This window comes from Croceicoccus bisphenolivorans (assembly GCF_001634625.1).
Taxonomy (GTDB): domain Bacteria; phylum Pseudomonadota; class Alphaproteobacteria; order Sphingomonadales; family Sphingomonadaceae; genus Croceicoccus; species Croceicoccus bisphenolivorans.
Window position 1 is genome coordinate 1 of sequence record NZ_LRSE01000072.1, and the last position, 387, is coordinate 387.

Here is a 387-nt window from a genome sequence, read left to right on the forward strand (position 1 = left end):
CTGATCGGAGCCGCAAATCGCTTGGTGGCGAGCGGACATTCGGCGCCGACATTTCACAGCGTGAGGATCTTCGGGAGGCGCTGGATCGGATTATCGATATAGTCTGGGACAGGATCGAGACCGCTGAGGCCAAGGGCCGGACCGTGACACTCAAACTGAAGTACAACGATTTCCAGATCGTGAGCCGTGCGGCAAGCCGGCCTGCGCCGATCTCCGCGAAGCAAGAATTCGCAAGCATCGGGCATGACCTGTTATCGTCAGCGATCCCTCTGCCGCGCCCGATCCGGCTGATGGGGCTGACCTTGTCAAATCTCGACGGCAAATCATCTGCGCCGGACGAGCCCGGCCTCCAGCTGGATCTGTTTTGAGGCGAGGCGGCGCACATAG

The 387-nt window shown here is 60.5% G+C and carries 1 protein-coding gene; it reads left to right on the forward strand.

The window, feature by feature from the left end:
- On the forward strand, positions 1-368 hold a 368-nt coding region (locus tag A7A77_RS17355; RefSeq protein ID WP_483772887.1), incomplete at its 5' end, for a DinB/UmuC family translesion DNA polymerase.
- Positions 369-387: the final 19 nt, after the last annotated feature.